Source organism: Celeribacter neptunius, assembly GCF_900113955.1.
In the GTDB taxonomy this organism is placed as follows: Bacteria; Pseudomonadota; Alphaproteobacteria; order Rhodobacterales; family Rhodobacteraceae; genus Celeribacter; species Celeribacter neptunius.
The window spans coordinates 106,607-131,125 of the sequence record NZ_FORH01000005.1; the positions used below are offsets into that span (position 1 = coordinate 106,607).

The window sequence follows — 24,519 nt, forward strand, 5'->3', positions numbered from 1 at the left end:
GACGTGGCCGGAACATGGCCAGGACGCGGTGGTCAGGCCCCGTAGCGGGTCATGAACATGCGAACGGCCTCTCGGGCGATTGCCGTGGTCTCCTGGGCCGCCGGTACGTCGTGACGGCGACCGAACATGCGGGCGCGCCAGATCCCGGCGGTGGACAGTTCGACGAATTGCGTCGCCGCCAGTTCGAGATCTTCAATCACGAGATTGCCGGCCTCGATCTCGCCGCGCAGAAACTCCTGCAGGCAGCCGAGGAAATGCCGGGCGCCGGTGTCGTAGAACCGCTTGCCCAGATCCGGCATGCGTTCGACGACGCTGATCACGATGCGCTGGGCATGGATCACGTCCTCGGAGGTGAGCTGGGTCGCCAGCCCGTTGGCATAGGCCAGAAGCCGCTCTTCGAGCGTGCCGGCGCTGGCGAGTTGTTCGGAAATGCCGTTGAAGAAGGTTTTGCGCTTTTCCTCGACCAGCGCGACGAACAGGTCTTCCTTGTTCTCGAAATAGACATAGAGCGTGCCTTTCGAGACCCCTGCAGTCTTGCAGATGCTGTTCATCGTGGCCGCATCAAATCCCTGATCGACGAAAGCCTTCCAGGCGCCGTTGAGGATCTGACCGCGTTTTTCCGGGTCCTGGCCGGCCGCGTGACGGCGTTTTTGCGCCTGTGTTTCGGCCTGTGTTTCGGCCAGCTCTGTGTGAGTCTGAATGGTCATATGTGCATCTATAATCGAACCAAGCGGTTCGATGAAGTCTTGATTTTATTCAGGGCTCCGCCTATCTGGTGTCGAACCAGGTGGTTCGATCCGTTTCTACCTCGCTGTTCTCTGCAGTTATCCGAAAATTTACGCCGCTGTCCGAAAGGTTGCCCATGACTCGCCACGATCGCATCGACGCCACCGACACCCCCTCTTCCGAACCGGCTGAAACGCCGGAGGCGACCACAGCGCCCGCGGCCGAGGCGCCGAAACCTGCCGGCCGCAAGAAACGTATTTTCGGCGGTATCGCGCTGCTGGCGCTTCTGGCGGGTGGCTCTGCCGGTTATGAGTGGTGGACCAACGGCCGGTTCATGGTCGAGACCGATGATGCCTATGTGCAGGCCGATCTGTCGCTCGTTTCCTCGAAACTGCAGGGCTATGTGGCGGAGATCCCGGTCGAGGCGAACCAGCATGTGCTCAAGGGCGATGTGCTGGTGCGGCTCGAGGATGGGGATTATCGGATCGCGCTGCAACAGGCACAGGCGAAACTGCCGACGCTCGCGCGCACCCTGGCGCGGATCGATGCGGAAATCATCGCTGCCGAGGCCGGCGTGACCCAGGCTCAGGCGCAACAGGTCGCCGCCGAAGCCGCGCTGCGCACCGCCAGGACGACGCAGGCGCGGGTACAGGGGCTGGCGGATCGCAAGGTCACCTCACAAGCCGCGCTCGATGACGCCAACAAGGCGCTGGACACCGCCGAGGCCAATCAGGCCGCCGCGCGTGCCGCAATCGCCGGCGCTCAGGCCCAGGTCGAGGTGCTGAAAGCCCAGCGGGCCGAGACCGAAACCAGCCGTCAGGCGCTGCAGCTCGATATCGATCAGGCGCAGCTCGATCTCGATCACACGGTGCTGCGCGCACCGTTCGACGGCACGGTCGCCAATATCGCCATCGAATCCGGCGAGCTGGTGAGCGTCGGGGCCCGTTTAGCGGCCGTGGTGCCCGATCGCGGCCTCTATGTCGAAGCGAATTTCAAGGAAACCCAATTGGCCGGGATCACCCCGGGCGAGATCGCGATGGTGAGCATCGACGCGCTCGATGGCCATGAAGTCGAGGGCCGTGTCGTCTCGGTCTCGCCGGCCACCGGGTCTGTCTTCTCGCTCTTGCCGGCGGACAATGCCACGGGCAATTTCACCAAGATCGTGCAGCGCGTTCCGGTGCGGATCGAATTGCCGGCGGATACCCCGGGCCTGCGCGCAGGGCTTTCGGTGGTGGTCGAGATCGATCAGCGCACGGCACCGGCCGGCACGGCGGTGGCACAGGCGCTGAAATGAGCACGCCTGCGCCCGCATCGCAGGAGCCGGAGCTGACCCCGCGTCGGGTCGCGGCCTTCATGGTCATGGTCTTCGGCATGTTCATGGCGATTCTGGACATTCAGATCGTCTCGGCCTCGCTGGCGGAGATTCAGGCCGGGCTGGGGGCGTCGGCGGATGAAATCAGCTGGGTCCAGACCTCTTACCTGATCGCCGAGGTGATCATGATCCCGCTTTCCGGCCTGTTGGGGCGGATGATGTCGACGCGGTATCTCTTTGCCGCCTCGGCCGCGGGGTTCACCATCGCCTCCTTTCTTTGCGCCACCTCCAGCTCGATCAATGAGATGATCCTGTGGCGCGCGGTACAGGGCTTTCTCGGCGGCGGCATGATCCCTTCGGTCTTTGCCGCGGCCTTCACCATCTTTCCGGCCTCGAAGCGCAATATCGTCTCGCCGATCATCGGTCTCATCGCCACGCTGGCGCCCACCGTCGGGCCGACCGTCGGCGGCTATCTCAGCCATGCGATGAGCTGGCATTGGCTGTTCCTGGTCAATGTGCCCGCAGGGATCGCGGTGACCATCGGCGTTCTGGCGCTGGTCGATTTCGACAAGCCGGACTGGAAGCTCTTCGACCGGTTCGACTGGATCGGGCTTGGTGCGCTGGCCTGTTTCCTCGGCGCGATGGAATATGTGCTCGAGGAGGGGCCGGGCAATGACTGGTTCGCCGACGAGATCGTCGCGGTGATGTTCGTGGTGATGGTCGTGGGCGGGATCGTCACCTTCTGGCGCGCCTTCTCGCGCAGCAATCCGGTGGTCGATTTTTCGGCCTTCAGCAATGTGAATTTCGCGGTCGGATCGATCTTCAGCTTCGTCATGGGGATAGGGCTCTATGGCATGACCTATCTCTACCCGCTCTATCTCTCCGCCATCCGGGGCTACGACAGTCTGATGATCGGCGAGACGGTGTTCGTCTCCGGGCTTGCGATGTTTGTCGCGGCACCGCTGGCCGGGGTCCTGTCCTCGAAGATCGATTTGCGGCTGATGCTCCTGATCGGGTTCTTCGGTTTCGGCACCTCGTCCTGGATGCTCACAGGCATGACGGCGGAGTGGGATTTCCAGGAACTTCTGGTGCCGCAGATCCTGCGCGGTCTGTCGCTGATGATCTGCATGGTGCCGATCAACAATCTCGCGCTGGGCACGCTGCCGCCCGAGAAGATGAAAAGCGCCTCTGGCCTGTATAACCTGATGCGCAACCTTGGCGGGGCGGTGGGACTCGCGATGATCAACACGCAGCTCACGGATCGCAGCGCACTCCATACGGCGCGGCTCAACGAGGCGCTCACATGGTCCAATCCGGAAGCGCTGCGCCAGCTCGACATGATGGCCGCGAACCTTCAGGCGCAAGGGGTCGATGGCAAGACCGGGGCGCTGGCCCAGCTGGCCGGTCGGGTGGCGCAACAGGCCACCGTGATGTCCTTCATCGATGTGTTCACCCTGATCACCGCGCTGTTTGCCGGGCTGGCCGTCCTGGCGCTCGCCATGCGTCCGCCGCGGGCCGGGGCAGGCGGGGCGGGGCACTGACCCGCGGCGTGCGGGCAAGGTGTCAGGAACGGAGGGTCACATCGGCGGGCAGGGGATGCGCGGCGATCGCCTGCGCGTTTCGAAGGTCATTGCCCTCGGCGCGTGTCTTCGCATCCTCGGGCGTGAGACCGTGATCGAGCCAGCGCTGGATCAGCCTGTCGCGCAGTGTCTCCTCCGGTACGTCGAGCCGGATCGACAGGTCCCAGAGCGGCGCCAGATCGCGCCACCGTGGTTGGTCGAACAGGAGATAATTGCCCTCGAGGATCAGCGTATCACAGCTCTCGTCGATCAGGACCGCCCCGGCGATGGCAATATCGCGGGCGCGCTCGAAGATCGGGATGTAGATTTCCGCCTCGTGACGGAGCCGCGGTACGAGGGCGAGAAATCCGCCGACATCGAAGGTTTCCGGTGCGCCTTTTCGGGGCAAGAGGCCCTTCGCGGTGAGCACGCGATTGTCGAGATGGAACCCGTCCATCGGCACCACCTCGCAACGCTCGCCACGGCTGCGGAGCGCTTGGGCTAGATCTTCCGCCAATGTGGATTTGCCGCTCGCCGGGGCGCCGGCCAGGGCGATGAGTTTGCGCCGCCCCGTTTTCGGAGCGGCGCTGATCTGCTCGATCAAACCGTCGTGCAAACTATCGTGTCTCATGCCGCCTCTGCCGGTGGTTCCTTTGCCCCGGTCATGAAGGCCACGGCGTCCGACATGGTGTAATCCTTCGGATCGATCACGCAAAGCCTTTTGCCGAGACGGTGCACATGGATGCGGTCGGCGACCTCGAAGACATGCGGCATGTTGTGGCTGATCAGGATGATCGGAATGCCCCGCGATTTCACGTCGAGGATCAGTTCGAGCACCTTGCGGCTTTCCTTGACGCCAAGTGCCGCGGTCGGCTCATCCAGGATGATCACCTTGGAACCGAAGGCAGCGGCACGGGCCACGGCGACGCCCTGGCGCTGGCCGCCCGAAAGCGTCTCCACCGCCTGGTTGATGTTCTGGATCGTCATCAGCCCCAATTCGTTGAGCTTGTCACGCGACATGGTCTCCATCGCCTTGCGGTCGAGCTGACGAAGATATTTGCCGCGCCAGCCCGGTTTGCGGATCTCGCGCCCCATGAACATATTGTCGGCGATCGACAGCGCGGGCGACATGGCGAGGGTCTGATAGACCGTTTCGATGCCTTCTTCGCGGGCGTCGATCGGCGATTGGAACTTCACCTGTTCGCCCTCGAGGAAAATCTCGCCCTCGTCGGGGATCAATGCCCCGGAGACGGCCTTGATCAGGGTGGATTTGCCGGCGCCATTGTCACCGATGACGGCGAGGATCTCACCCGGCATCAGGTCGAAATCGCAATTGTCCAGCGCGGTCACACGGCCGAAGCGTTTGACCAGATTGCGTCCTTTGAGAATAGGTTCCATCAGCCCGATACCTTTCTGATCCATTGGTCCACCGCGACCGCGCCGATGATCAGCACGCCGATCAGCAGGTAGGTCCATTGCGCATCCGCACCCAAGAGCCGCAGTCCGAGGGTGAAGACACCGACGATCAGCGCGCCAAACAGCATGCCCATGATCGAGCCGCGCCCGCCAAAGAGCGAGATGCCGCCGATCACCACGGCGGTGATGCTTTCGATGTTGGAGAGCTGGCCCGAGGTCGGCGAGACGGAGCCGATGCGACCGATCATCGCCCAGCCGGCAAAGCCGCAGATCAGCCCCGAGAGCATATAGACCGAGATCAGCATGCGTTTGACATTGACGCCCGACAGCTCTGCGGCTTCCGGGTCATCGCCCACGGCATAGACATGGCGGCCCCAGGCGGTCTGACGGAGCACATAGGCCAGCAGCAACACCAGCAGCACCATGAAAATCGCGCCGAAGGTAAAGACCGCACCGCCGATTTTGACCGTCTCGCCGAAGAAATGCAGCAGCGGCGCCACCTCGTCGATCTCCTGGCTGCGGATGGTCTCGTTGGCGGAATAGAGGAAATTGATCGCAAGCGCGATCTGCCACATGCCGAGCGTCACGATGAAGGGGGGCAGTTTGATGAAGGCGACGAGCCAGCCATTGACGAAACCGACCAGCGTGCCGACGCCGAGACCGCAGAGAATGGAAAATTCCACCGGTAGGCCGTAGCGGAAGGTGAATTGCCCCATCACCACCGAACTGAGCACCATGATCGCGCCGACCGAGAGATCGATCCCGGCGGTCAGAATGACCAGCGATTGCGCCGCGCCGACGATGCCGACGATGGCGACCTGTTGCAGGATCAGCGTCAGCGCAAAGGGCGAAAAGAACTTCGCCCCGAGCAAAAGCCCGAAAATCGCGATCGATACGAACAGAACGACCATCGGCACGAGCGAGGGCGTGTCGTGCAGGGCGTTTTGAATGCGCTTGCCGAATGAGGCCTTGTAGTCGAACTCGGCGACCTTGTCGGGGCTTCCCGCGGCGCTGGTTTCGAAATGTTGTGTCTGAGACATGGTGCTCCTCCGCTTCCGTCTCGAACTTGCCGGCCGGACAGGTGGCCAGAGTTGAGAGGAGAGGGGCGCGCTTGCGCTCGCCCCTCGATGTCATTGAAACTGGCGGCGCCTTACCCCCAGCAGAGGTTGGTGCCCTCATCGGTGTCGATGCTCTCGACACCCTCGACCGGCTCATCGGTCACCAGCGCCACGCCGGTGTCGAAGAAATCCTTGCCCGGGGTCAGCGCCGGTTTGGTGCCGTTCTTGGCCCAATCCACGATCGCTTCGATGCCTTTCGAGGCCATCAGCAGCGGGTATTGCTGGCTGGTGGCGCCGATCACGCCGTCCTTGATATTGGCCACGCCGGGGCAGCCGCCGTCAACCGAGACGATCAGCACGTCATCTTCACGACCGAAAGCCTTGAGCGCCTCATAGGCCCCGGCGGCGGCGGGTTCGTTGATGGTGTAGACCACGTTGATCATCGGATCGGTGGCCAAGAGGTTCTCCATCGCCTTGCGGCCGCCTTCTTCGTTGCCGGCGGTGACGTCATTGCCGACGATGCGCGGGTCGGTCTCGTCGCCCCATTTGTTCGGATCGCCGAGATCGATGCCGAAGCCCTGCAGGAAGCCCTGATCGCGCAGCACGCCGACGGTGGGCTGGCTCACCGCCAGATCGAGCATGGCGATCTTGGCATTGGCGGCCTCATCGCCGAGCTTGGCGGCGGCCCATTGGCCGATCAACTCGCCAGCGAGGAAATTGTCGGTGGCAAAGGTCGCATCGGCGGCCTCGATCGGGTCGAGCGGCGTGTCGAGCGCGATCACCACGAGGCCCGCGTCACGCGCCTTTTGCACGGAGCTGACGATCGAGGAGGTGTCCGACGGGGTGAGCAGGATGCCCTTGGCGCCATCGGCGATGCAGGTCTCGATCGCCGCGACCTGGGTTTCATGGTCGCCATCGATCCGGCCGGCAAAGGATTTCAGTGTCACGCCCAGCTCCTCGGCTTTCGCCGCGGCGCCTTCGCGCATTTTCACGAAAAACGGGTTGGTGTCGGTTTTGGTGATCAGGCAGGCGGTGATGTCCTCAGCCGCGGCGGCACCGGCGGTGACGGCCAGGGCCAGAGCGGATGTGGTCAGAAGTTTTTTCATAAGGTCCTCCCAAGGGTAATTACTCGTCAGCCGGGTCCTCCAACCCGCTCACGCCCAATGCGCTTCCCCCGCATCGGGATGCCTTAGAAAGGCCCGATTCCATGCCGCCTGTCAATTAATAAATAAACTTGATTTATTAATAGGGCGCGTGGCATCTTTTCTTATGCGGAGGAGGCAAGTATTGCTGTGCATATGGATGGAGGCTTGAGAAAAGGCGGGACAGGCGGCGTGAACCAGACCGGGGTTCGCGACTATAACGAACGTCTTCTGCTTTCGATGATCCAGCGCCACGGCGCGATGCCCGGCAGCGATCTGGCGCGTCTCGTCGGTCTGTCGCCGCAGACCGTATCGGTGATCCTGCGCAAGCTCGAGAGCGACGGGTTGTTGCGCCGGGGCGAACCGATGCGCGGCAAGGTCGGCAAACCCTCGATCCCTATGGAGCTGAACCCCGACGGGCTTTTGTCCTTCGGGCTCAAGATCGGCCGGCGCAGTGCCAATCTCCTGCTTTTGGATTTTGCCGGCGCGGTGCGCGCGCAGGTCAATACCGCCTATGCCTATCCGCTGCCCGATGCGCTCTTCGCCTTTCTCGAGCAGGGGATGGAGGAGCTGTTGCAAAAGATCGCGCCGGAGCTGCGCGAGCGGGTTTGCGGCATCGGCATTGGACTGCCCTTCGAGCTGTGGAAATGGCATGCGCTCGTGGGCGCCCCGAAAGGTGCGTTCGATGCCTGGCGCGGCCTCGATATTCCCGAAGCGGTGGCCGCGTTTTCCGATCTTCCGGTCTTTGTGGTCAATGACGCCACGGCCGCCTGCCGGGCCGAACATCTCTATGGTCCGCGGCGGGACTTCGGCGATTACGCCTATTTCTATATCGGCTCTTTCGTCGGCGGTGGCGTGGTGCTCAACGACACGGTGTTCGAGGGCAATCAGGGCAACGCCGGGGCGCTGGGGTCGATGCCGAGCACCGGGCCTCTGGGCGAAAGCCGGCAATTGATCGATGTTGCCTCGATCCATCTTCTGGAGCGGCGTCTGGTCGAGGCCGGGCTCGATGCCTCGGTGCTCTGGCGACAGCCGCAGGATTGGAGCGGGCTGTCGCGCTATGTCGAGCCCTGGATCGGCGAGACCGCGCAGGAACTGGCGAAGGCGGCGCTGTCGATCTGTTCGGTGATCGATTTCGAAGCCATCCTGATCGACGGGGCCTTCCCGGCGGAGGTGCGTGCCGAACTGGTCGAACGGGTCGAACGCTATCTCGTGACCCAGGACAAGCGCGGCCTCATCGCGCCAAAGATCGTCGCCGGCGGGGTCGGTGAAAACGCCCGTGCCATCGGCGCGGCGAGCGGTCCGATCTTTTCGCAATTCCTGCTGAACCGGAATGCGGGCCTGTCTTCGATCTGAGGGGGGTGAGGGGGCAAGGGGGGCGCTTAGCTGCTTCGCGCGGCGTAATGCGCTTTCAGTGCCGCGATATGACTGGCACCGATGCCGCAACAGCCACCGATCAGCGTGGCGCCCGCCGTCACCCAGCGATCCGTCCAATCGGGATAGCTCTCGGGGCTGAGATCATCGCGTGTCCCGGCCAGTGTCTCATTGGCGGCGCCGGCCTCGCCACGGGCGGTGAAGGCATTGGCATAGACGCCGATCGGGATCGTGCTGCTGCGTTCGGTCAGTGTGTTCCGCGCCTCGAGCACCGCCGCTTCCATCACCTCCGGCATGGAGCAGTTGAACAACAGCGCTTCGGCGCCGAGCTCCACCGCCAGCGCCGTCGCGTCGGACACGGCCTCGCCCGAACGCAGCAGCACCGGATCGCGATCCGCCACATCGTCGCGCAGGCTGTAGGAGATCCACAGTGGCTTGCCGGTTCCTGTCGTGGCTTTGGCGGTGATGCGGGCTTCCTCAAGACTGCTCATGGTCTCGGCCAGCCAGAAATCGACATGCGGCGTGAGCCCGTCGACCAGCGTGGCGAGGATGTCGCGCGCCTTTTTCGGGTCGAAAGCGTCCGGTCGATAGGAGCCACAGGCCGGGGGCAAGCAGCCGGCGACGCGCCCGCCGCCGGTGGTTCCGGTGTTCTCTGCGGCCTCCCGCGCCAGCCGCCCGGCGAGATCGGCAAGCCGCAACCCGTCCGAGGCAAACCGGTCTTCGCCGATGTGAAACGGCACCACCGCATAGCTGTTGGTGGTGGCGATCTCGGCGCCGGCGCGAAAGAATGCCTCATGCGCCTGTCGCACGGCATCGGGATGTTCGAGCAGCGCCAGCGCCGACCATTCCGGCTGTCGCAGCTCCGCGCCGAAGCGGATCAATTCCCGGCCCAGCCCGCCATCAAGGATCGTCACCTCAGCCATTCTGTCCCAACTCCCGGTCCGGTCGAAAGATCTTCTGCATCATCATCGGGTTCTCGGACACCCATTGCGCCGCCCCTTGCGCGACCGCCTGATAGACGGCACGCCCGATGGCCTCGCCCAGAGCGGTATGCAGCCCGGCATAAGCGCCGTCGCCCGCGGGGGACGCGATGGCGATACAGTCGGTGCCGGTGCCGGTCACCGGCGCCCCCCTGAGATGCAGCCCCGCCTCCATCACCGCCGCAGTGCGGGCTTCGGCCGCAATCGTGAGCGCCTCAATTTGTGCCGTTTCGGTCAGACCATCGGCGATCTGCACGCCGATATTGATCGTGCCATATTGCTCGACGCCCCAGTCCCGCTCGGTCCTTGTGCCGATGCGTTCGGCATTGCCCAGCCCCACGGTGGCGACACAGGCGACACGGCTGCCCTCGATCTCGACTTCCGTGCGTTGAAACTTGCCGATATCGCGCGAGGTCAAAAGCCCCACGGCGTCCTGATACCCGGCCTCGGTCATGTCGCGGCGGGTGAAATCCTCGATCGACAGATCCGGTGGCAGATCGGCATTCCTGAGCTCGCGCCAGACAATGCGGGACGTGGTGACAAAGCCCGGGCGATAGGGCGCGAAGCTCAGCACGCGCTGCGGCGCGCCGAGTTCGGCGACGAGCCAGGGTCTGGCCAGTGTAACGGAGAGAAGCGGAGCGGTCATGCGGAGAGCGTGGCTTTGTTGAAGCTGTTACCTGATCTGTTCGAGAGGCTGCACGATCACCCCGTCGGCGGTCTCGGTCAAGTGACACCGAATGGCAAAGACCTCGGCCAGAAGCTCTTCGGTCAGTACTTCGCGCGGCGTGCCATCGGCGACGATGCGACCGTGCGAGATCACGATGAGCCGGGTGCAATGACGGGCGGCCAGCCCGAGATCATGCAGCGAGGCGATGACACCATGCCCCTCGGCGGCGAGTTCCGCGAAAGTCTGCATCGAACCGATCTGATGCGCCGGGTCAAGCCCGGCCACTGGTTCGTCGGCCATGAGAAGCGGCGTGTCCTGCGCCAGCGCCCGGGCGATCAGCACGCGGGCCTGTTCACCGCCCGAGAGCGAGGTGGCGGGGCGGGTGGCGAAGCCCGCCATATCCATGCGTTTGAGCGCGGCTTTGACCTGTGGTGCTTCGGTATCGCCGTCCTGCGCCAGGGCCACCAGATCGGCGACCGGGATCGGCCAGGCGATCTCGCGCGCCTGTGGCAGCCAGGCGGCGGCTTTGGCCCGGGCAGCGGGCGTGAGCTTGGCAAGGTTGCTCTCGCCTTCGGCTTCGATCAACCCGAGCGCTGCGCGCAGAAGCGTCGATTTGCCGGCACCATTGGGACCAATGAGGCCGACGAACTCGCCCGGGGCGATGTCGAGCGTGGCATGATCGAGCGTCTTGCGGCCGCCCCGTGTGACGCTGAGGTCTCTGAGTGACAAAAGGCTCATGTCCGCCCCCGCATCCGCCAGATCAGGTGGAAAAACACCGGTGCCCCGATGAGCGCCATCAAGACGCCGAGTTTCAGATCTCGCCCGGGCAGGACCAGCCGCACGGCGATATCGGCGGCGAGCACCAGAGCTGCGCCGCCAAGTGCTGAGGCAAAGAGCAACCGGGCGGGACGCGCGCCCACCAGCGGGCGCAGAAGATGCGGCACCACGAGACCGACGAAGCCCACCGCGCCGACCACGGCGGTGGCGGCGCCCACGGCGGCCGAGACGCCGATCACCAGCATCAGCCGCAGGCGTTTGACATCGGTGCCCATCGAGGCGGCGGCCTCTTCGCCCAGTGTCAGCCGGTCGAGCCCGCGCCCGGTGAGCGACAAGAGGACCCAGCCCATGGCCATCACCGGCAGGGCGGTCCAGACATGGGTAAAGGAGCGATCCGCCAGCGAGCCCATCATCCAGAAAATGATCTCATTGGCGGCGAAAGGATTGGGCGACAGGTTCAGCACCAGCGCGGTCAGCGCCGAGGCCAGAGCCGAGACGGCGATGCCGGCGAGAATGAGCGTGAGCGTGCCGCCTCCACGCCCTGCCAGGAGCAGGATCAGCGCGACGCAGCCCCCGGCGCCGATCAGGGCGGAGAGTGGCAGGGCGAGGGCGAATGTGGTGGCAAAGCCGGTTTGCAAGGCCAGCACCGCCCCCAAAGCGGCGGAGGCGGAAATGCCGATCACGCCCGGCTCGGCCAGCGGGTTGCGCAGAAATCCCTGCATCGCCGCGCCGGAGAGCCCGAGGCTCACACCGACCATGATCCCGAGAATGGCGCGCGGCAGACGGATCTCGCGCATCACCATCGGCAACGGGCCTTCGCCACCGCCAAAGAGCGCGCTGAGCGAGGCGCCAACCGGCTGATCCGCCACGCCGATCAGTAGCGAGGCGGTGAACAGAGCCACGACCGTGAGGCCGAGCAAAGAAAGCAGCAGCTTGTACGTCATTGCGGTACCTCCAGGCGCGCGCGCTCGTCGCTGAGCCTTTCGATCGCGCCCAGAACCGAGGGCAGGCCACAGATCCAGTCGCGATCCTGCATCGCCATATGGCCGCCGGTAAGCTCGGTCAGCGCGGGATGAGAGAGCACCTCTTCGGCCCGGGCCTGACCGGGATAGTCGGAGCCGGAAATCACCAGATCGGGATCGGCCATGATCAGCGCCTCGAGCGGCAGGAAGCCACCATAGGGCAGGCCAAGCTCGGTGGCGAGCGTGTGAAACCCGGCCGCATCGATGATCTCGCCCGACAGGCTCTCGGCGCCGGTGCTATAGCCGTTGACGGCATAGGTCGCGGCTGTGGGGCGGGCGGGCTCTGGTTCATTCTGCGGTTGATCCTGCGGTCGGATTTGCGTCGGATTTATGTCGGACAAGCGTCGGGCAAAATCCTCGGCCATCTGCCGGCCCTGTGCCTCGCGTCCCAGGGCTTCGCCCATCTTGCGCATATTGGCGGAGACATCGCTCAAAGAGCGGGCCGGGGCGAATTCGATGACCTCGATGCCGAGGCGCCGCATCATCGACACGGTGGCCCGCGCGGTAAACTGTCCGGCCAGAACCAGATCGGGGTCCAGGAGATAAATTTCTTCGGCCAGCCCGTTGTTGCTCGGATAGGCGGTGGCGTCTTCCGCCATCACCGAGGCACGCGGGTCGCTTGCCATCGCCGTAATGGAGAGGAGTTGCCCGGGGGCGGCCAGCATCATCGCCAGTTGATCGGTGCAGAGATTGATCGAGACCACACGTTGGGGCGGGGTCGTTTCAGGCACCGGCCCGGCAAAAGCCGCCGCCCCGGAAAGGGCAGCGGCGAATGGTATGATCGCGCTCAGGCGCATTTAGAACGAGGCCTTGAGGCCGATATAGGCCGAACGTCCGGGGGTGTTGTAGCCACCGGCGGTCTCGTAATCCTCATCCGTGAGGTTGTCGATCCGCAGGGTCAGGGACGTCGCGTCATTGAACTCATAGCTGAACCCGGCGTTGACGAGGGTATAATCACCGACCTTGTTGTCTGCGGGCGCATAGGCGCTCGGGAGCACGTCCGCGACATGTTGCACCTCGAAGCGACCGCTCAGACGATCGGTGACAAGAGCGTCCAGTCCGAGGACCAGATCGTGACGCGGGATGCGCTCGGCACGCTCACCTGCCGTTTCGGCCGCGGTATAAGTGTAGTTGCCGGTGAGTGTGACCCGTTCGGAAAGCGTATATTGACCGGATAGTTCGAGACCCTTGGAGACAGTGGTGCCGTCGACCTGAGCGTAGCAGCCCCAAGGGCTGGCGCATCCGGTGGCTCCGGATACATAGTCGATCCGATCGTCGATTTCGGTGTAAAACAGCGTCGCCTTGGCAAAGTCGCTGCCGCCGAAGCTGCGCTCGAGACCGATCTCGGCGCTGCGGCTGGTTTCTTCTTTCAGATCCGGATTGCCTGAAGCGCTGTAGCGTTCGTAAAGCGAGGGCGCGCGGAAACCGGTGCCGAACACTGTCCGAAGGGTCCAGTCGGGTGCGAGCGTAATGGCGTTGGCGACACGCACCGAGAGATGGTCTCCGAAATCGGAATGGTCGTCATAGCGCAGGGCGACGGAGGTATCGAAGCCGTCGAGGGACCGAAGCCATTCCCCCTTAGCGGCAAAGTTGTGATCTTTCTCGCTTAGCCCGTCGATGTTGAATTCTTCTTCGGTATATTCGAGGCCGAAGGTCAGCGTCGAGGCGGCGGAGAGATCGGCGGAACCGAGATAGGCGAGCTCACGACGTTTGCCGGAGAAGTCCTCGGTATAGCCGCCGGGATAGCTGCGCTCGGTGTCGAAAAGCGAGGCGGAAAGCTCATGGGTGATCAGATCGCCCTGTACCCGGGCAAAGGCGCGCAGCCCCTTTTGATCGCGGGCGGTCTCGCCGGAGCTGTCCGTGGTGGAGAGATCGTACTCGCTGTCCGAGGTGGTGTAGAGACCCGAAAGGCCCAAAGTCACACTATCGCTCAGGTCTTGCTCGACTCCGAAGGTGAGGGTGGTTTCCTCGAACCCGTCGTCCTCAGTGTCGCTGGCACGCGACGAGAAGCCGTCGGTGCTCAGATGCGACAGGCTGAAAGAGACCTTGCCGGTGTCGCTTTCCATCACGGTGGAGAGGCCTGCGGCATAGGTGCCGTAGCTGCCAGCCTCGAGCTGCACCGTGGTGTTGTAGCCCGGGGTGACAGGGCTATCGGTACGGATGTCGATCAGACCGGCCATGGCTTCGGAGCCGTAGAGCGCGGATTGCGAGCCTTTGAGCACTTCGAGCGAGGAAATGCCAAAGCCCATCAGCCCGCCGAAATCGAACTGGCTCTGGGTTTTGGACGGATCGGAAACGTCGATGCCGTTGATCCGCACGCCGACATATTCGGCACCAAGGCCGCGAATATGCAGGTTGGTCGAGGCGCCGGCGCCGCCGTTCTTGGTCAGGCTGATGCCCGGCAGGCTGTCGAGGATTTGCGACACCGGTTTACTCGGCGTTTCGAGCGCCTCCTCATCGACGACCTCCACAGTCGCGCCGGTCTTGCTCTTGGCCACCGGGGTGAGGCTGCCGGAGACGACGATTTCGTCCAAGAGAAACGGCGTGTCCTCGAAGCTCTGGGCAAGGCCCGGCGTGGCGGCGAGGGGAGAAAGGGCGAGCGCGGCGGTGGAGAGCCGCAAAATGGTCAGGGTGCTGCAAGCACGCATGGGTCTGGTCCTTATGCGACGGGGAAGGCGGTCGGGCCGGTCCCCCGTGAGACGGGTCGCATCTGAGGAGGGAACTCCGCAGACAGTGAGAGCGTCACCGCTGCGGATCGTGCCGCTTTCGCAACGCGCCCCGCGTCCGAAAAGGGTGAACATCCAAGCAGGTCTCCTGGCTCACGGGTCAAAGCTTTGGCCAACCTTCCCGGGGCGTCTCCCCAGTGGTCATTTGGCCTCGCTCGCCGTTCACAGTTGCGGGGGCAGCCACGGCTTTGATCTTTCGGCGTGCGCCGATCGGTCATTCCGTGTTCCCTTTTCATCCGGCGCTGAAGCCGGAACTTGAACGCGCCCACAAAAGCGAAACGCCCGCGAGAGTCAAGCTCTGGCGGGCGTTCGGGATGCGTGTTTGCGTTAAAAGCGGCGCGGGCTCAGCGTTTCTTCTTCATCGCATCCAGGAGCGCGGCGCCGAGGGCGCCCTGGCTGTTGTCTCGACCGCCACCGTTGCCGGGGCGGGTATTGCTCCGTGGTTTGTTCTGGAATTTGCCCTGAGCGGCCCCTTGAGCTTTGCCCTGGAACTTACCCTGCGGCTTGCCGCGGTTTCCGCCGTCATTGCGGGGGGCGCGGTCCTGCGATTTGCCGCCATCCTTGCGCATCGACAGCCCGATGCGTTTGCGCGGGATATCGACCTCGGTGACGCTCACCGTGACCACATCGCCGGCTTTCACCACCTCATGCGGGTCTTTTACGAAACGGTCGGCCAGTTGGCTGACATGGACCAGCCCGTCCTGATGCACGCCGATGTCGACAAACGCCCCGAAGGCGGCCACGTTGGTCACCGTGCCCTCGAGCCGCATGCCGGGCTTGAGATCCTTGATGTCCTCGACCCCGTCGGTGAAGGTGGCGGTCTTGAATTCGGGCCGGGGGTCGCGACCGGGTTTTTCCAATTCGGTGAAAATATCGCGCACCGTGGGCAGGCCGAAGTCGCCGGAGACGAATTGCTCTGCGTGCAACCCCTTGAGCGCCGCCGGGCTGCCCATGATGTCGCGAATGTCGCGGCCGCAGGCGGAGACGATCTTGCGCGCCACATCATAGGCTTCCGGGTGCACGGAAGAGGCGTCGAGCGGGTCTTCGCCATCCCGGATGCGCAGGAAGCCGGCGCATTGCTCGAAGGCTTTCGGGCCGAGACCCGAGACCTTGAGCAGCGCCTTGCGCGAGGGAAACGCACCGTGGATATCCCGGTGCAGCACGATCGATTGCGCCAAGGACGGCCCGAGACCTGCAACCTGCGCCAGAAGCGGCGCGGAGGCCATGTTCAGGTCGACGCCGACGGCGTTCACCGCATCCTCGACCACGGCTTCGAGCGCCTGCGACAGGCGGCGTTGGTCGACGTCATGCTGATATTGCCCGACGCCAATGCTTTCGGGCGTGATCTTCACCAGCTCGGCCAGCGGGTCCTGCAAACGTCGCGCGATGGAGACGGCGCCGCGCAGAGAGACGTCGAGATCGGGGAATTCCGAGGCGGCCAGTTCTGAGGCGGAATAGACCGAGGCGCCGGCTTCCGAGACCACCACTTTGGTCGGCGCTTTCACGGAGGGTGGCAGGAGCTTCAGCGTCTCGCCGACGAGCTTCTCGGTCTCGCGGCTCGCCGTGCCATTGCCGATGGCCACGAGCGAGACACCATGACGGGTGATCAGATCGATGATCTTGGCCTCGGCGCCGCGCACGTCCATTTTCGGCTGGAACGGATAGAGCGTTGCGACCTCCAACAGTTTGCCGGTGGCATCGACCACGGCGGCCTTCACGCCGGTGCGAATGCCCGGGTCGAGCCCCAGCGTCGCCTTGGCCCCCGCAGGCGCCGCCAAAAGCAGATCCTTCAAGTTGCGCGAAAACACCGTGATCGCATCCTCATGGGCGCGCTGGCGCAACTCGCCCAAGAGATCGATATGCAGCGAAATCGCGAATTTCACCCGCCAGGCCCAACGCGCCACGGTACGCAGCCACACGTCCCCCGGTTGATCAGTGCCGGCTTCCAAAGTGGCGGCAACCATTGCGATGGCGCGGTCGGCGCCCGTCTCGGGCTCCGGCGCGATTTCCATGGTCACGATCTCTTCCTTGGCGGCACGCAGGATCGCCAGGGCCCGGTGCGAGGCGATATCGGACCATTTTTCGGAATGGTCGAAATAGTCGGAGAATTTCGCGCCTTCCTGTTCCTTGCCGGCGATCACCTTGGCCGTGACATAGGCCTCGCGCCGCATGAAATCGCGCAGCTTGCCCAGAAGCTCGGCATTTTCCGACAGCTCCTCGGTGGCGATGTCGCGGGCACCGTTCAGGGCGTCTTTCACCGTCGGCACGGCTTCGGTGATGAAACCCTCGGCGAGGCTTTCCGGTACGGCAGAGCGGTCCGATTTGATCGCGTCCAAAAGCGCATCGAGCCCGTTCTCGCGGGCGATCATCGCCTTGGTGCGGCGTTTCGGCTTGTAGGGCAGGTAGATGTCCTCGAGCGTCGATTTGCTCTCGGCCCCGGCGATGGCGCGCTTGAGATCGTCGGTGAGCTTGCCCTGATCCTCGATGGATTTCAGGATGCTCAGGCGCCGGGCTTCCAGCTCGCGCAGATAGGACAGCCGATCGTTCAGGAGGCGCAGCTGCGTGTCGTCCAGCCCCCCGGTGACCTCCTTGCGGTAGCGCGCCACGAAAGGCACGGTGGCGCCCTCGTCCAGAAGCGCGATGGCCGCCGTCACCTGCGCGTCCTTGGCGGCGATATCGGTGGCGATGATACGGGCGATGCGGGCGGATGTCTGCGGATCGGTTACGGTGCTCAACTCATGTCCTCCTGTCGGAAGACCTGTCTTAGCCTCCGGGAGAGGCGGCGCCAAGAGGGGGCGTGGCTTGTCCACGGTCGATATGATATTCCTATCGTGAGATTGGATATTGATCGGAAAACTGGGATGCTGAGCAAGCTCGAAATGTTCATTGCCGTGGCCAAGGAGGGCCATTTCGGCCGTGCCGCCCAGTCGCTCGGCATCACCCAGCCCAGTCTTTCCACGGGAATCAAACAGCTCGAGGATCAATTGGGCGTACAGCTGATCTTTCGCGGGTCGCGCTTCGGCGGATTGACGCCGGAAGGGCAGCGCGCGCTGACCTGGGCGCGCAAGATCACCGCCGACAGCCGGCAATTGCGCGACGAGATGCGGGCGACCAAGCACGGGCTGTCCGGGCAATTGCGATTGGCGGCGATCCCTACGGCGCTGACCTGGGCGGCGACGCTTTCGACCGCGTTCACCCAGGCGCATCCGAATGTACAGATGACCATCCTGTCACGCCCCTCGATGCAGATTCTCACGATGCTCGACGATCTCGAGGCCGACGCCGGGCTGACCTATCTCGACAATGAGCCGCTGGGGCGGGTGAGCACCGTGCCGCTCTACGAGGAGCGCTATATGGTGGTCGCCGCGCCGGGCAATGCGCTCTCCGGGCGTGCGCGCCTGCATTGGAGCGATCTGGCCGAGCAGCCGCTCTGCCTCCTGTCGCCGGACATGCAGAACCGCCGGATCATCGACCGCAATCTCAACGCGGTGGGTGTGCTGCCGCGGGTCGGCGTCGAATCGAATTCCACCGTGGTGCTGATCGCCCATGTCGAGAGCGGCGGCTGGATCACCGTCCTGCCCGAAGGCATCGCGCGGTTTCTGACCGAGGGCAAGCCGCTCGAACTCATCCCGCTCGAGGGTGGCGAGGTCGGCCATCGCGTCGGGTTGATCGCGCCGCACCGCGATCCCAATACGCCGGTGCTCGCCGCTTTGCTGGCCGAGGCCGGACGCATGTCGGCGCTCTGATCCTGAACATCGATTGATAGTTAAATCCTATCGATTGACGGATTTTCGATATTGATTTCGCGATATCTGGCATGATCTCATGGGTTTCAAGTATACGATCGTATTCGGAGAGGTCAGCCATGACGCCAACCCAGCCCGCAGATGCCGGGGCCACCACAGAGACAATCGCCGGGATCATCTCTGCCCATGCGCATCTCGAAGGCCCGCTTTTGCCGATGCTCCACGCTTTGCAAGATGAATTCGGCTATGTTCCGGCAGAGGCGCATGCGCCTCTGTGCAAGGCGCTGAAAATCACCGCAGCGGAGCTCAAGGGCGTGCTGTCTTTCTACCATGATTTCAAGGACAGGCCGCATGGGCGGCATGTTCTGAAAATCTGTCGGGCCGAGGCCTGTCAATCGGTCGGAGGCACGGCGATGGCGGAACACCTTCTGGCGAAACTCGGCCTCGACTGGCACGGCACCACGCCCGACGGCGCGCTCACCGTCGAGCCGGTCTATTGCCTCGGCATGTGCGCCTGTGCGCCTGCCGCGATGGTGGATGAGACCCTGATCGGGCGCCTGGATGAAAGCCGTCTGAACAAGGCGCTGAAATCGGTCGGGGTCAGAGCCACCGGCGCGGAGGTCTCGGCATGAAGATTTACGTTCCCATGGATTCCGCGGCCAAGGCGCTGGGGGCGGACGAGGTGGCGGAGGCAATCCGCGCCGAGGTGGAAATGCGCGGGCTTGAGGCCGAGATCGTGCGCAACGGCACGCGCGGCATGATCTGGCTCGAGCCCCTGGTTGAGATCGACATGGACGGGGAGCGTCTGGCCTATGGCCCGATCTCCGAGGACGACGTTCCGGCGCTCCTCGATGGCAAGATCGAGGCGCTGGGCAAGGTCGAGGATATGCCGTTCTTTGCCCGTCAGACCCGTCTGACCTTTGGACGCTGCGGTCTCATCGACCCGCTGTCGCTGGCGGATTATGAGGTGCATGGCGGTCTCGCGGGTTTGAGACGCGCCATCGCCATGCCGCAAGACGCGATCATCGATGAGGTGAAACTCTCCGGCCTGCGGGGCCGTGGCGGTGCGGGTTTCCCCACGGGGATCAAATGGGACACGGTGCGACTGGCGAAAGCGCCGCAGAAATACATCGTCTGCAACGCCGACGAGGGCGACAGCGGCACATTCGCCGACCGGATGATCATGGAGGGTGATCCTTTCACCCTGATCGAAGGTATGGCGATTGCGGGATTGGGCTGTGGCGCCACGAAGGGCTATGTCTACACCCGCTCGGAATATCCGGATGCCGTGGCGGTGATGCGCCGGGCGATCGAGATCGCGCGCGGCGCGGGCGTGCTTGGCGCCGATGTTCTGGGCTCCGGGCGTGCGTTCGATATGGAAGTGCGCGTGGGGGCCGGCGCTTATGTCTGCGGCGAGGAGACCTCGCTTCTGAACTCGCTCGAAGGCAAACGCGGCGTGGTCCGCGCCAAGCCGCCGCTTCCGGCGCTCGAGGGGTTCCTGGGCCGTCCGACCGTGGTGAACAACGTGATCTCTCTGGCCACCGTGCCGGTGATCTTCGCCAAGGGCGCGGAGCATTATGCCAATTTCGGTCTCGGCCGCTCGAAAGGCACCATGCCGATCCAGATCGCCGGCAACGTGAAATTCGGCGGGCTGTTCGAAACCGCGTTCGGTATGTCGCTGGGGGAATTGGTCAATGACATCGCCGGCGGCACCGCCTCCGGTCGGCCCGTCAAGGCGGTGCAGGTCGGCGGGCCGCTGGGCGCCTATCTGCACCCGGATCAATTCGACACACCCTTTGGCTATGAGGAATTCGACGGGCAAAAGGCGCTCATCGGCCATGCCGGCATCGTCGTGTTCGACGACACGGCGGATATGCTGTCCATGGCACGGTTCGCGATGGAATTCTGTGCCGTCGAGAGCTGTGGCAAATGCACCCCCTGCCGCATCGGCGCGGTGCGCGGCGTTGAGACCATCGACCGGATCAAGGAAGGCGACGAGAGCGCCATCCCGCTTCTGACCGATCTTTGCGAAACCATGGTGGATGGCTCGCTCTGCGCGCTGGGCGGCTTCACGCCTTACCCGGTCATGTCCGCGCTGCGTCATTTCCCCGAAGATTTCACCTCTCAGAAGGAGGCCGCAGAATGAAAGACTTTATCATTCCCTGGGAAAACGGGACCGGCATTCAGGACGATATCGACCGGGGCACGCCGGCGAAATCCGGCAAACCGGTGACGCTGACCATCGACGGGGTGGAGGTCACCGTGCCCGAGGGCACCTCGGTGATGCGGGCGGCTTCCGAGCTGGGCATTCAGGTGCCGAAGCTCTGCGCCAGCGACAATCTCGAGGCTTTCGGCTCCTGCCGTCTTTGTGCCGTCGAAATCGAAGGGCGGCGCGGCACGCCCGCTTCCTGCACCACGCCGGTGCATAAGGGCATGAAGGTCCACACCCAGACCGACAAGCTGCGCAAGCTGCGCAAGGGCGTGATGGAGCTCTATATCTCCGATCACCCGCTTGATTGTCTGACCTGTGCCGCCAATGGCGATTGCGAATTGCAGGATATGGCGGGCGCCGTGGGCCTGCGCGATGTGCGCTATGAGGCGCCGAAAAACGCGCCCTTGGCGAACCATTTCGAGGCGCGGAACACCTCGGGCGAGGTCAATGCGGAATGGCTGCCGAAAGACGACAGCAACCCGTATTTCACCTATGATCCGTCGAAATGCATCGTCTGCAACCGTTGTGTGCGGGCCTGCGAAGAGGTGCAGGGGACCTTTGCCCTGACCATCGAGGGCCGCGGCTTCGACAGCCGGGTCGCCGTTGGCGCGGAGAATTTCCTCGCCTCCGATTGTGTGTCCTGTGGCGCCTGTGTTCAGGCCTGCCCGACCGCGACGCTGCAAGAAAAATCGGTGATCGAGATGGGCACGCCGGACCGTTCGGTGGTGACCACCTGCGCCTATTGCGGCGTCGGCTGTAGCTTCAAGGCGGAGATGCAGGGCGATCAACTGGTCCGCATGGTGCCCTATAAACACGGCAAGGCGAACCGCGGTCATTCCTGTGTCAAAGGCAGATTTGCCTATGGATACGCCACGCATAAGGATCGTATTTTGAGCCCGATGGTGCGCGACAGCGTCGATCAGCCATGGCGCGAGGTCTCCTGGGACGAGGCGCTGTCTTTCGCCGCCAAGAAACTCGTGGGCCTTCGGGAGAAATACGGTCAGAAGAGCATCGGCGTGATCACCTCGTCGCGTTGCACCAATGAGGAAACCTTCCTCGTCCAGAAACTCACCCGTGCGGTGTTTGGCAACAACAACACCGACACCTGTGCGCGCGTGTGCCATTCGCCGACCGGTTACGGCTTGGGCCAGACCTTTGGCACCTCGGCCGGGACACAGGATTTCGACTCGGTCGAAAAATCCGACGTCGTGGTGGTGATCGGCGCCAACCCGACGGACGGGCATCCGGTGTTTGCCTCGCGCCTGCGCAAACGTTTGCGCGAAGGCGCCAAGCTGATCGTGGTCGACCCGCGTCGCATCGATCTCTTGGAAACCCCGCATCTGGGGGAGGCGCATCACCTGCCGCTCAAACCCGGCACCAATGTCGCCGTGGTCTCGGCGCTGGCGCATGTGATCGTGTCCGAGGGGCTCTATGACCAGACCTTTATCGCAGAGCGCTGCGATCTCGATGCCTGGGAAGATTACAAGTCCTTCATCTCGGATGAGCGCCATGCACCGGAAGCCACCGAAGCGCTCACCGGTGTTCCCGCAGCCACACTGCGCGAGGCCGCGCGCGCCTATGCGCAGGGTGGCAACGGCGCGATCTATTACGGTCTCGGTGTGACCGAACATTCGCAAGGCTCGACCACGGTCATGGCCATCGCCAATCTTGCGATGATGACCGGCAACATCGGCCGCGAAGGCGTTGGCGTGAACCCGCTGCGCGGTCAGAACAACGTGCAGGGCTCCTGCGACATGGGCTCTTTCCCGCACGAACTGCCGGGCTATCGCCATGTGAAACTGCCGGAAGTGCGCAAGATTTTCGAAGACACCTGGGGTGTGGAGATCGACCCGGAACCGGGGCTGCGCATTCCCAATATGCTCGATGCCGCCGTCGATGGCACCTTCAAAGGGCTCTATTGTCAGGGCGAAGACATCCTGCAATCCGACCCGGACACCAAACATGTGGCCGCCGGCCTCGCCGCCATGGAATGCGTCATCGTGCATGATCTCTTCCTGAACGAGACGGCAAATTACGCACATGTTTTCCTGCCGGGTTCGAGCTTTCTGGAAAAAGAAGGCACGTTCACCAATGCCGAGCGCCGGATCAACCGGGTCCGCAAGGTGATGGCGCCGAAGAATGGCTACGAAGATTGGCAAGTCACCCAGATGCTCGCCAATGCGGTGTTGAAAGAGACCGGCGGCAAGCCCTGGTCCTACACTCACCCGGCCGAGGTGATGGCGGAGATCGCCGCCACCACGCCGTCTTTCGCCGGTGTCGATTACGCGCTTCTCGAAGAGAAAGGCTCCGTGCAATGGCCTTGCAACGAGGCGCAGCCCGAGGGCACGCCACTCATGCATGTCGACGGATTCGTGCGCGGCAAGGGCCGCTTTATCGTCACCGAATATATCGCCACCGATGAGCGCTCCGGCCCGCGTTTCCCGCTCCTGCTCACCACGGGACGCATCCTCAGTCAGTATAATGTCGGGGCACAGACCCGGCGGACGGAGAACTCCGTCTGGCACGATCAGGATGTGTTGGAAATCCACCCGCATGACGCCGAAAACCGTGGGCTTCGCGATGGCGATTGGGTGCGGCTCGCGTCGCGCTCCGGCGAAACCTCGCTGCGCGCCAAGATCACCGATCGGGTCAGCCCCGGCGTGGTCTACACCACCTTCCACCACCCGGATACCCAGGCCAATGTGATCACCACGGATTACTCCGACTGGGCGACCAACTGCCCGGAATACAAGGTGACGGCGGTGCAGGTCTCGCCCTCGAACGGGCCGTCGGAATGGCAGAAAGACTACGCCGCACAGGCCGAGCAATCGCGCCGGATCGAGGCCGCCGAATGACAGCGGTGATCGACGCCCTGCCGGAAGAAGCCCCCGTCGCGCTGGTCTATAACGGCTCGACCGCGGCGGTGATGATGGCGTCGCCATTTGATCTTTCGGAGTTTTTGGTGGGGTTTGCGGTATCGGAAGGACTCATCGACGATCCGTCTGAAGTCACGGAAATCTCCGCGATCAAGCATGCGCATGGCTATGAGGTCCGGGGCCGCATTCCGGAGGCGCGGTCGACAATGATGGACGCGCGCAGACGCGCCTCGGTCGGGCCGATGGGCTGCGGGTTGTGCGGCATCGAAAGCCTTGAGCAGGCCACGGCCTTTCCGGGCAGGGTGGCGCCGATGGCGGTGGGGCTCGAGGGGGACGCGCGCTCGGCCTTGGAGGCGTTGAACGCTGGGCAGAAGCGCCGCGATCAGGTCGGTGCGATGCATGCCGCCGGGTTCTTTACCAAGGACGGGCTGATCGCGCTGCGCGAAGACGTCGGGCGGCACAACGCGCTCGACAAGTTGATCGGGGCGCTGAGCGGAACGGATGTGAGCGGCGGCGCGGTGATCATCACCTCGCGGCTCTCCGTCGATCTGGTGCAGAAATGCGCCCGGGCCGGGATCTCCGGCCTGTTCGCGCTCTCCAGCCCGACCCGCGCGGCGGTGGAGCTGGCGCGGGAGACCGGAATGACCTTGATGGTGCTGCGCCGCGAGGCGGTGGTGGCCTATACGGATGAGAAGGAAGATTGCGCATGACCGATGCGAAAATGGTGCTGATGGCCAATCAGATCGCGGCGTTTTTTGCCACCCAGCCGGGGGGCGATCAGGCCGCCGGCGTGGCCGCCCATCTCAAGGATTTCTGGGAGCCGCGCATGCTCACGCAGCTCAAGGCCTATCTTGGGAAGGGCGGCGAGGGGCTCAATGATCTGGTCATTGAAGCCGGAAAAACGCTCTAAATTATCAAAATCAAAT

Annotated in this window: 21 protein-coding genes and 1 riboswitch; of the genes, 9 read left to right on the forward strand and 12 right to left on the reverse strand. The window is 63.8% G+C overall.

Annotation, left to right across the window (positions count from 1 at the left end):
• Positions 1–32: 32 nt before the first annotated feature.
• Positions 33–707, reverse strand: coding sequence for a TetR/AcrR family transcriptional regulator (locus tag BM151_RS13380; protein WP_090061235.1), 675 nt, complete (start codon positions 705–707; stop codon positions 33–35).
• Positions 708–862: 155 nt separating this feature from the next.
• Here BM151_RS13380 and BM151_RS13385 point away from each other — a divergent pair, with 155 nt between their 5' ends.
• Entirely contained in the window at positions 863–2,020 is a 1,158-nt protein-coding gene (locus BM151_RS13385) for an HlyD family secretion protein (protein ID WP_090061236.1), read from the forward strand.
• Entirely contained in the window at positions 2,017–3,579 is a 1,563-nt protein-coding gene (locus BM151_RS13390) for a DHA2 family efflux MFS transporter permease subunit (protein WP_090061237.1), read from the forward strand. The genes BM151_RS13385 and BM151_RS13390 overlap by 4 nt, the downstream gene beginning before the upstream one ends.
• A 22-nt stretch (positions 3,580–3,601) precedes the next feature.
• Here the strand turns inward: BM151_RS13390 and BM151_RS13395 are convergent, their stop codons facing one another.
• The 4 genes from BM151_RS13395 to BM151_RS13410 form a co-directional block, all read right to left on the reverse strand.
• Positions 3,602–4,228, reverse strand: a complete 627-nt coding sequence (locus BM151_RS13395) for a nucleoside triphosphate hydrolase (protein ID WP_090061238.1) — start codon at positions 4,226–4,228, stop codon at positions 3,602–3,604.
• Positions 4,225–4,995: an ATP-binding cassette domain-containing protein gene (locus BM151_RS13400; RefSeq protein WP_090061239.1), complete on the reverse strand. Its 771-nt coding sequence runs from the start codon at positions 4,993–4,995 to the stop codon at positions 4,225–4,227. Before BM151_RS13400 ends, BM151_RS13395 begins: the two co-directional genes overlap by 4 nt.
• Positions 4,995–6,053, reverse strand: a complete 1,059-nt coding sequence (locus BM151_RS13405) for an ABC transporter permease (protein WP_090061240.1) — start codon at positions 6,051–6,053, stop codon at positions 4,995–4,997. The genes BM151_RS13400 and BM151_RS13405 overlap by 1 nt, the downstream gene beginning before the upstream one ends.
• 110 nt (positions 6,054–6,163) lie before the next feature.
• On the reverse strand, positions 6,164–7,177 hold the full coding sequence (locus BM151_RS13410; protein WP_090061241.1) for a sugar ABC transporter substrate-binding protein: 1,014 nt from the start codon (positions 7,175–7,177) through the stop codon (positions 6,164–6,166).
• A gap of 192 nt (positions 7,178–7,369) precedes the next feature.
• Here BM151_RS13410 and BM151_RS13415 point away from each other — a divergent pair, with 192 nt between their 5' ends.
• Positions 7,370–8,569, forward strand: coding sequence for an ROK family transcriptional regulator (locus BM151_RS13415; protein ID WP_090061242.1), 1,200 nt, complete (start codon positions 7,370–7,372; stop codon positions 8,567–8,569).
• Positions 8,570–8,595: 26 nt separating this feature from the next.
• On the opposite strand, the gene BM151_RS13420 is transcribed toward BM151_RS13415, so the two are convergent.
• The 7 genes from BM151_RS13420 to BM151_RS13450 form a co-directional block, all read right to left on the reverse strand.
• Positions 8,596–9,510 carry a homocysteine S-methyltransferase family protein gene (locus BM151_RS13420; RefSeq protein WP_090061243.1) on the reverse strand — a complete coding sequence of 305 codons (915 nt, stop codon included), beginning with the start codon at positions 9,508–9,510 and terminating at the stop codon, positions 8,596–8,598.
• Positions 9,503–10,213: an adenosylcobinamide amidohydrolase gene (locus tag BM151_RS13425; protein ID WP_090061244.1), complete on the reverse strand. Its 711-nt coding sequence runs from the start codon at positions 10,211–10,213 to the stop codon at positions 9,503–9,505. Before BM151_RS13425 ends, BM151_RS13420 begins: the two co-directional genes overlap by 8 nt.
• A gap of 27 nt (positions 10,214–10,240) precedes the next feature.
• The gene (locus BM151_RS13430) at positions 10,241–10,972 is read right to left on the reverse strand and encodes an ABC transporter ATP-binding protein (protein WP_090061245.1); all 732 of its coding nucleotides are present in this window, start codon (positions 10,970–10,972) and stop codon (positions 10,241–10,243) included.
• The gene (locus tag BM151_RS13435; protein ID WP_090061246.1) at positions 10,969–11,955 is read right to left on the reverse strand and encodes a FecCD family ABC transporter permease; all 987 of its coding nucleotides are present in this window, start codon (positions 11,953–11,955) and stop codon (positions 10,969–10,971) included. The genes BM151_RS13430 and BM151_RS13435 overlap by 4 nt, the downstream gene beginning before the upstream one ends.
• Positions 11,952–12,830, reverse strand: coding sequence for an ABC transporter substrate-binding protein (locus tag BM151_RS13440; protein ID WP_090061247.1), 879 nt, complete (start codon positions 12,828–12,830; stop codon positions 11,952–11,954). Before BM151_RS13440 ends, BM151_RS13435 begins: the two co-directional genes overlap by 4 nt.
• The gene (locus BM151_RS13445) at positions 12,831–14,681 is read right to left on the reverse strand and encodes a TonB-dependent receptor plug domain-containing protein (protein ID WP_177213146.1); all 1,851 of its coding nucleotides are present in this window, start codon (positions 14,679–14,681) and stop codon (positions 12,831–12,833) included.
• Between the two features lie 139 nt (positions 14,682–14,820).
• Positions 14,821–15,033, reverse strand: a riboswitch (cobalamin riboswitch).
• A 70-nt stretch (positions 15,034–15,103) separates the two neighbouring features.
• Positions 15,104–17,494 (reverse strand): Tex family protein, encoded by a 2,391-nt coding sequence (locus BM151_RS13450; protein ID WP_090061248.1) that lies wholly within the window; start codon positions 17,492–17,494, stop codon positions 15,104–15,106.
• Between the two features lie 126 nt (positions 17,495–17,620).
• Between BM151_RS13450 and BM151_RS13455 the strand changes: the two genes are divergently transcribed.
• The 6 genes from BM151_RS13455 to BM151_RS13480 all read left to right on the forward strand — a co-directional run bounded on the left by BM151_RS13455 (position 17,621) and on the right by BM151_RS13480 (position 24,503).
• Complete coding sequence (locus tag BM151_RS13455; protein ID WP_090061249.1) at positions 17,621–18,505, forward strand: LysR family transcriptional regulator; 885 nt, start codon at positions 17,621–17,623, stop codon at positions 18,503–18,505.
• 119 nt (positions 18,506–18,624) lie between these two features.
• Complete coding sequence (locus BM151_RS13460; protein WP_090061250.1) at positions 18,625–19,137, forward strand: formate dehydrogenase subunit gamma; 513 nt, start codon at positions 18,625–18,627, stop codon at positions 19,135–19,137.
• Positions 19,134–20,651, forward strand: a complete 1,518-nt coding sequence (locus tag BM151_RS13465) for a formate dehydrogenase beta subunit (protein ID WP_090061251.1) — start codon at positions 19,134–19,136, stop codon at positions 20,649–20,651. Before BM151_RS13460 ends, BM151_RS13465 begins: the two co-directional genes overlap by 4 nt.
• The gene (gene fdhF / locus BM151_RS13470) at positions 20,648–23,572 is read left to right on the forward strand and encodes a formate dehydrogenase subunit alpha (protein WP_090061252.1); all 2,925 of its coding nucleotides are present in this window, start codon (positions 20,648–20,650) and stop codon (positions 23,570–23,572) included. Before BM151_RS13465 ends, fdhF begins: the two co-directional genes overlap by 4 nt.
• Positions 23,569–24,303 (forward strand): formate dehydrogenase accessory sulfurtransferase FdhD, encoded by a 735-nt coding sequence (fdhD, locus tag BM151_RS13475; RefSeq protein WP_090061253.1) that lies wholly within the window; start codon positions 23,569–23,571, stop codon positions 24,301–24,303. The genes fdhF and fdhD overlap by 4 nt, the downstream gene beginning before the upstream one ends.
• A complete protein-coding gene (locus BM151_RS13480; protein WP_090061254.1) occupies positions 24,300–24,503 on the forward strand; it encodes a formate dehydrogenase subunit delta in 204 nt (67 codons plus the stop codon). Before fdhD ends, BM151_RS13480 begins: the two co-directional genes overlap by 4 nt.
• Positions 24,504–24,519: the final 16 nt, after the last annotated feature.

Bases quoted from the DNA above. Each gene is read 5' to 3' on its own strand.
- BM151_RS13420 (WP_090061243.1), bottom strand. From the start codon at position 9,510: ATGGCTGAGGTGACGATCCTTGATGGCGGGCTGGGCCGGGAATTGATC.
- BM151_RS13415 (WP_090061242.1), top strand. From the start codon at position 7,370: ATGGATGGAGGCTTGAGAAAAGGCGGGACAGGCGGCGTGAACCAGACC.
- BM151_RS13430 (WP_090061245.1), bottom strand. From the start codon at position 10,972: ATGAGCCTTTTGTCACTCAGAGACCTCAGCGTCACACGGGGCGGCCGC.
- BM151_RS13425 (WP_090061244.1), bottom strand. From the start codon at position 10,213: ATGACCGCTCCGCTTCTCTCCGTTACACTGGCCAGACCCTGGCTCGTC.
- BM151_RS13445 (WP_177213146.1), bottom strand. From the start codon at position 14,681: ATGCGTGCTTGCAGCACCCTGACCATTTTGCGGCTCTCCACCGCCGCG.
- fdhF (WP_090061252.1), top strand. From the start codon at position 20,648: ATGAAAGACTTTATCATTCCCTGGGAAAACGGGACCGGCATTCAGGAC.
- BM151_RS13390 (WP_090061237.1), top strand. From the start codon at position 2,017: ATGAGCACGCCTGCGCCCGCATCGCAGGAGCCGGAGCTGACCCCGCGT.
- BM151_RS13380 (WP_090061235.1), bottom strand. From the start codon at position 707: ATGACCATTCAGACTCACACAGAGCTGGCCGAAACACAGGCCGAAACA.
- BM151_RS13385 (WP_090061236.1), top strand. From the start codon at position 863: ATGACTCGCCACGATCGCATCGACGCCACCGACACCCCCTCTTCCGAA.
- BM151_RS13465 (WP_090061251.1), top strand. From the start codon at position 19,134: ATGAAGATTTACGTTCCCATGGATTCCGCGGCCAAGGCGCTGGGGGCG.
- BM151_RS13480 (WP_090061254.1), top strand. From the start codon at position 24,300: ATGACCGATGCGAAAATGGTGCTGATGGCCAATCAGATCGCGGCGTTT.
- BM151_RS13435 (WP_090061246.1), bottom strand. From the start codon at position 11,955: ATGACGTACAAGCTGCTGCTTTCTTTGCTCGGCCTCACGGTCGTGGCT.
- BM151_RS13460 (WP_090061250.1), top strand. From the start codon at position 18,625: ATGACGCCAACCCAGCCCGCAGATGCCGGGGCCACCACAGAGACAATC.
- fdhD (WP_090061253.1), top strand. From the start codon at position 23,569: ATGACAGCGGTGATCGACGCCCTGCCGGAAGAAGCCCCCGTCGCGCTG.
- BM151_RS13455 (WP_090061249.1), top strand. From the start codon at position 17,621: ATGCTGAGCAAGCTCGAAATGTTCATTGCCGTGGCCAAGGAGGGCCAT.
- BM151_RS13410 (WP_090061241.1), bottom strand. From the start codon at position 7,177: ATGAAAAAACTTCTGACCACATCCGCTCTGGCCCTGGCCGTCACCGCC.
- BM151_RS13400 (WP_090061239.1), bottom strand. From the start codon at position 4,995: ATGGAACCTATTCTCAAAGGACGCAATCTGGTCAAACGCTTCGGCCGT.
- BM151_RS13395 (WP_090061238.1), bottom strand. From the start codon at position 4,228: ATGAGACACGATAGTTTGCACGACGGTTTGATCGAGCAGATCAGCGCC.
- BM151_RS13440 (WP_090061247.1), bottom strand. From the start codon at position 12,830: ATGCGCCTGAGCGCGATCATACCATTCGCCGCTGCCCTTTCCGGGGCG.
- BM151_RS13405 (WP_090061240.1), bottom strand. From the start codon at position 6,053: ATGTCTCAGACACAACATTTCGAAACCAGCGCCGCGGGAAGCCCCGAC.